Origin of the sequence: Clostridium sp. (assembly GCF_016650095.1) — a bacterium.
In the GTDB taxonomy this organism is placed as follows: domain Bacteria; phylum Bacillota; class Clostridia; order Clostridiales; family Clostridiaceae; genus Clostridium_AD.
The window spans coordinates 1-6,978 of record NZ_JAENWL010000188.1 but is presented as its reverse complement, the minus strand read 5'-3'; the positions used below and the strand labels follow the sequence as shown (position 1 = coordinate 6,978).

Genomic DNA, 6,978 nt, shown 5'->3' with positions numbered 1-6,978 from the left:
TTCAATGAAACTAAATTCATTGAAGTACTTGATAGAATGAGTCAACGTGCATTTGATGATCCTTGTACATTAACAAACCCTGGTGATCCAACTGTTGCAGATGTAAAAATGCTTTATACTGCTGCTTATTATGGTAACCCTATTACTAAAAGATAATTAATATAAATTAAATATTAAAAAATATACCTGTTCTTTATGCTGTTGTTCGATAGTCAATTTCAATTTGAAAGTACAACAGTTTATTGAATAGGTGATAAATTTAAGGAGATTTGAAGTTTTTCAGATCTCTTTTATTATTATTAAATGATATATAGAATGTAGAAACAAAATTATTGATTAATAATATTTTAAAACGAAATTACCAGCTATTTAATTAATAATCATTGATGTTTAAACTAAATAAATTGATATCATAATTATATAAAAAGATATAATACTGATATTAAAGTTGTATGAAAAATTAAGAAATAATAAGCGAGCGTCTTTACTGATATGTTACACTCAATAAATGTAATAGTGTTACCGTTAAGATTATTTCCCCACTTATCCTTAAGATAAGGGTCTCAGTAAATTAGCATAATTGCCATAAAAAAGTAAATGTATAGTCTTTTAAATAAATATTAATATTTATGTCCTGTTAAAGCTTCAATAATCTTTCTATTTTCGATATCAATATCTTCTTTTTTACCACCTTTTTTAATTCTTTTAATTTCTTCACAAGCAATTTGAAAATCCTTAGGAGTTACTTTGTATTTGTAACTTAGAAAGATTCCACAAATCATTAATATAAAAGATACAAAAGTAAATGATACTCTAATTACCCTTATTGCAGAAGGACTTTGTGTTGTTAATGCACCATTAAATCCATAAGTCCTAGTGCAATTACAAATAGCCCAAATACAACTGCTTGAATGAGTTTTCTAATAAGTGTAAACATACCAGAAACGGCTCCAGACCTATCTTTACCATGACAAAGTATTTCTACATCATATGATTCAGGTAACATTGCCCAAGGCATTGGAATTATCGCAATGATTATTCCACGGGAAATGCACCACCGATGCATGGGTTGAGCACCACTAATATTGCTAAGAGCTCCACCAAATATTCAGTAGAGCACCACTTTTTCTAAATATATTATTGGTTTAGCATTTTTCTCATGTTTGCTGATCTAAATTTGATAGAACTAGCTTTATTAGTAATTGTACTTACTTATTTTCCAGCACCTAATCTTTTGGAGCCTTACTTTTTGTGTCACCTGTATAAAAAATAGTTGAATAGTATCCTCTTCAGATGCCACTTATTAAGATCTTAACTACCAGTAAGGTAAGACTAATACTAAGTCCTGTGTGTAGCTAGTAGGCTCATTCCTTCATCGATTTATACATAGTTTAGTACAATGGCAATACTGGTGCTGAATGAACAAAAAAGCAATATAAAATAGTGCTCCAAAAGATATTCTTGCAGGTGCTCTACTGTGTATTTTATCTCGTTTCAATGGTGCTCCAATAAATATTACTAGTACTCAATGAATATTTTATTAAAGATTAGGTGGTGCTCTAATAAATATTACTGGTGCTTTTGGTGGATGTTCATACAATTTGATAAAGTGCTTGGAGAAAGAATTTTTGCAGTTTTAATGGTGCTTTATTGAAGAATCTTAATTATTAGACTGGTGCTCTTAAGGATATTGATGGTGCTCTATGGAGGAAGTCATTTATTTATACATTTGAGTAGAATCGGTGCTTTACAAGATATCACTGGTGCTTAACACGTGGAATAATCACAGAAAAACCTATTCCCATTATTATACACATGATGTATATAATAGAATTTGGAGTTTTGTCGTCTAATATAAAAAAGAATTCAAGCATTACTATTACAACTATAATGGCACCAATTCTATATGCTTTTCCTTTACCAATCTTATTTGCTATATGCATATAAAACCCTAATGCACCTAATTGACTTAATAGAAAAATGCATGGATAGAAATAGAATTTATCAGGTCTTCCTAAATAATAAGTAGTATAGTAAATAAACGATGCTGATAAAATATCCATGGAAACATATGCTAAAAGATACATACCTATATGAATTCTAAAAGTTTTGTTTTCAAGTAGTGTTTTCAGTTGAGCAAAATTTTCTTTAATTGGTAAAGTCTTTTGATTTTTAATTAATCCAGGTTGTTCAAAAGTACCAAAATAGACGATTACCCAAGGAATAGCATAAATTATACCAAATATTAAACCAACAAGCCTAAAACCCTGTTCTTGGTTGTCTCTGTGTAAGTTGTTAACAATGTAGCTAGGGATAACATAGCAATAAGTGCAGAAAATTGAGAAAAGGCCATTTTTACATAATATAAGCTTGTTCTTGTTTTATATTCAGTACTCATTTCACTAACAAGAGCATTGTAAGGCACTATTACAAATGTATAAACAGTTGAAAATAATGTATAGGTAAAAGCATAGTAAATTATCTTCAATATTAATGAGTCCACATGAATGGCAGATCACAGTAAATAGTAGCTCAAACTTATTGGCCTGAACACGCAAATGCACAAGTTGTGCATTTGCGTATGGAACAATTAGCTGTTAATAACAATTCCTTAAGTATTATAAAATAAATTACTTTAACTCTTTACTTGTAAATCTAACAGTAATTTGTCCAATTCTTTAAGTTTTCTTACAACATCTTCTTCTTTGATATTTTTATAATCATTATTAATTAATTCTTTCCATGGGCTTGAATCATTTTTATCAATAATTTGATAATAATTAGGTTCATAGTCTTTAAATGTTAAAAACATGTGAAAATAGTAACATTTATCATTATAATAATAATCTTTTAACACAATGTTTGAGGGTTCCCAGGAAATACTATCTTGATACTCTAGGCTAAAGGATAAATATTTTTCATTAATTAATATATTTCTAAAGAAATTCCAACTAAATAGGTCTTTGTGCCTACCATTCATTTGGGTTTTAGAAAGTAAATATATTTTTGATAAATTGCTATTTATATCGTAATAATGTGGAGTATATCTAATAAAGTTACTCTCACAATAAGTAATATCTTCTGGATTCTTTATTATTATACGCCTCCAATCTTTTAGAAGATTGTTACTATCTGCTAAATATTGCTCTATCACTTTAAGTAGGCTTTCTTCCATTTTATCGTTTGAGATATCATCTAATAATAATTTAAGAATTTTAGAAGGTTTTTCTTCATCAAAAACTTTATACCAACCATATGTATTAATTCTTATGGAGTCACTAAACGTACAAAATGTACGATTTCTATTAATATCAACAAGATAATCACCTTTAGCTAATAAGGCTCTCTGGAAAAGAAAATTATTAGCGTCTTTAAAGTCTGAACCAAACAATAATAGTAATTTCTTAGCGTATTTTTCAAAACTATTCATGTCATACGAACCATCATCCAATAACGAATATTTTAAAACAAATCCTATGTGTCCGTTAAAATACCCCTGCGTGCCATCTGAATAAATATGACGTTCTACTTTTACTAACTTATCTTCCCAATCACTATCATTTATTATCAATTGAGCTTTTATACTTTCTTCTTCTCTCTGTGATTTTAAGAAGTACTTTATGGTTCCTGGAGCGTTACTTATATACTCATAAATATTGTCTATATGTTTGCTTAAATCATTTATTGAAATTAACGCCTTTTGGAAATCATCTGTCCCATCAATAACAGTATTATCTATTAAATTATATATTACTCTTAACCACTTAAAGTATAGTACTTTATTAATATCATCATTTGATTTAATCAAAAATAAATATTTACATATAGCGTAAAAATATAACTTTCTCGCATAATCTGGAGGATTATTAGTTTTATCCTTAATTTGAAATAAAGCATTTATTACAAGCTTATCATCATCATAATCGCATAAACGATCTAATATAATTATTATTTGATTCAAATATTTTTTATCCAAATAAACTTCATTATAAATGTCGAATAAATCATATGAATTTAACTGAGATTCTTCTAATGTATTAATTTCTGTATAAAAATTTAATGTACATACCTCAAAGAACTTATAATAAGAGTCATCAACCAGATCTATGTTATTTTTTTGTAATTTCCAAAATATATTCATCCACTCGTTGTCGAGTTTTCCTTTAATTCTAATATCGTCTAATAGTTCAGCAAATTTAGATTTAAAATTTTCAAATTTTGTTAATGGTTTTCCTCTAGCATTCATTTTAATATATATTTCATCTGTCAGGTTAAAATCATTTAAAGGTAAAAAGTTAAAAGTAATGAATTTTTCGGATATGAGTGTATCAAACAATTCTTCATCTATGTCATTAAATTTTTGGTGAATTAAATCCAACATATGCAACATTGATTCAATTGTTGCATCTTTTTTCCATACCATAAAATACCAGTTACAATCTCTAATAGTATTACTAAGAGTATGACTTATTTTATTTTTATCAAGAATAGAATATTCTATGCTCTCAGTTACTAAATTTCTACAAAAATCTGTAGTAGTAGGTCTGGTTTCATAAGTAAATTTTTTTAAAATGTCTTTATTATCAATTAATTTATTTTCTTTTATAGCCAAGTACCAATGTAATAAAAATAGTGTAGTTAAACGTTGTTGTCCATCAAGAAGAATAACCTTTTTTATCCCTGTGTTATTTGTTTTTCCATATACAAAATCAAGGTTCATTTTTTGTTTTTCCATAAGTGATTTTTTTAAATTTTCAAGAAAGGGTAAAACAATATCTTTTTCAATTTTGGGAATAGCTCTACCTTGAGCATATCCCCTTTGGATTTTTGGAATTTCAATTTTATAATCTGTTAATAACTTCCAAAAGCTAAATACATTATCCATTTGTGTTCTCCATATCTTTAGGTAAATATTTTTCCAGTTTTTTATTCATTTCTATAATATATGTAGAACGATCCTTCATATCCCATTTTGAATTATCTATTACATCAGAACTATAATATTTTAAAAATACATTTTTTGTACAAATAGGAATAAAATTTCCGACCTTATCCCATTCTATAATAATATTTCTTTTTATTGGGAAAATATTATTATTAAGAGCTGAATTATCTAATTGAGAAAGCAATGCCATATTGCCTAATGAATCCATAAAATCTCTATCATCTGTAAATATATCAAATACTTTTTTTTCGATATTGTATAAATCATCAACATTTATTGGATTTTCTAATAAAACTTCATCAATTTCTTCTAAGATTGAAGCATTATTAGAATTATCAAAAAAAGTTCGTAAGGATTTTAACCTAGCTTCTCTTTGATCATTATTTTTTAAAGCTTCAGATTTCTGAGCATGAATATGTTCTAAACTCCAGTTCTCTTTTAGATATAATTCGAATGGAAATACTAAATATTTGCTTTCTAAGGTTGATACTATATTAAATAATAGTAATAAATTCTTTATTAAATAATAATTATCTTTATAATTTAATTCACCAATAGCGATAACATTAGCTTTATTTAATTCCTCAGAAAAGTATTCATTTATTATTTTTGTTAAATAAATAGAAAATTCTGCTTTCTTAGTATACTTAGAGCTTTCTAATATTTTGGAGATAGGAAAACCTAAAATAATTAAGAATCCAATTAAATGGTAATATTCTCGATTATTATACCATTCATTCAATATATTAGAATACCTTTTTACTTTTTCCCACAATTCAGCCTTGTTTAATAGCTTTTCTTTCAAGATCCCATCAAATATATAGTAAGTATAATAGAGGTCTGTAGATTTATTATTTTTTATTTTGACTAAATTTTCATATTCTTTGGCTATTAAATTAAAAATGAATCCAATTCTTGTGGGATTATCATTTTTTTTGCCATTCAGAAAATACCAAAAATTATTATCTTCTAATTCATTTTCAATTTTTTCCCATTCATATGCTATTTTAGTTTGATATTTTTCTTTCTCCTCATCCGTTCCATTATTGTTAATAAAAAATATAGCCTTAATAAGTTCTGCACTAGTTAATTTGATTTTTCCCATATTAATTCTATTAAAAATTTTGTTTAAATCTTCATTTTCATTATTATCCAACAAATACCAAATAAATCGAACATTATTTTCGGTATCAATTTTTTTATCATTTATATCTTCTAATAATAGTGACTCTACTAATTTTATACGACTTATTTTCTTTTCTTTGAACCAATTCTCAATAGTAGTATAAGCTTTTCTCATATAATAAAAATCAATATTATCATCTTCAATATTTCCAGTATTTGAAATATTATCTAAAAACTGTTTACTGCTTTTCCCTTCTTTATCTCTTGTTTCATAAGTTATTGAATATAAATTATCACAATCCTTTAATAAATTGGCATCTTTTATTTCTTTTTCTAAATAAGTTAATAAGATATGAAGCGTTGTTAATCTCTGCTGACCATCTATTACTTCATAGAATAAATTACCATCATCAATTATTTTTTCCATAACCACTAAAGGTTGTAGACAATAAAATTCTCCTTCATTCATATTTCTTCGGCTACTAAATTCTACCAAATCTTCTAGCAAATCTATAATTTGTCTAGTTTCCCATCTGTAGCCTCTTTGATATGAAGGGATAAAAAAATTGAATTTTAATAAACTCAATATAGATACTAATTTTAGTTCAGCCATTGGAACTCCTCATAACTTTAAATAATTATTAAACTATCTTTAAAAGTATAGCACAATTAATGATATAAATGCATAAAAAATAAATTCTATTACTCTTTTATACTCAATTAGTGAAACAAACATCTTCAAAAAAGATCTTTTTTTGAAAGTTCTTCTTGACAATATGAATGTTACTGTCTATAGTAACATTCATATTGTTACTATAAACAGTAACAGAAACTAAATTAATCATGGAGATTGAAAAAATGAAAAAAATTATATCAACAATGCTTTTATCAGTACTAACCCTAGCTAC

The 6,978-nt window shown here is 26.3% G+C and carries 5 protein-coding genes and 1 pseudogene; all 6 read right to left on the bottom strand.

Annotation, left to right across the window (positions count from 1 at the left end; genetic code table 11):
• Window positions 1–620 precede the first annotated feature (620 nt).
• Window positions 621–782, bottom strand: coding sequence for a hypothetical protein (locus JJE11_RS11590; protein WP_291635744.1), 162 nt, complete (start codon window positions 780–782; stop codon window positions 621–623).
• Between the two features lie 65 nt (window positions 783–847).
• On the bottom strand, window positions 848–1,066 hold the full coding sequence (locus JJE11_RS11585) for an MFS transporter (protein ID WP_291635742.1): 219 nt from the start codon (window positions 1,064–1,066) through the stop codon (window positions 848–850).
• A 691-nt stretch (window positions 1,067–1,757) separates the two neighbouring features.
• Window positions 1,758–2,425, bottom strand: a pseudogene (locus JJE11_RS11580) (MFS transporter).
• Between the two features lie 210 nt (window positions 2,426–2,635).
• A complete protein-coding gene (locus JJE11_RS11575; protein WP_291635740.1) occupies window positions 2,636–4,885 on the bottom strand; it encodes a DUF262 domain-containing protein in 2,250 nt (749 codons plus the stop codon).
• Window positions 4,878–6,683, bottom strand: a complete 1,806-nt coding sequence (locus JJE11_RS11570) for a DUF262 domain-containing protein (RefSeq protein WP_291635738.1) — start codon at window positions 6,681–6,683, stop codon at window positions 4,878–4,880. Before JJE11_RS11570 ends, JJE11_RS11575 begins: the two co-directional genes overlap by 8 nt.
• Before the next feature lie 103 nt (window positions 6,684–6,786).
• A partial coding sequence (locus tag JJE11_RS11565; RefSeq protein ID WP_291635736.1) for a hypothetical protein occupies window positions 6,787–6,978 on the bottom strand: 192 nt, incomplete at its 5' end.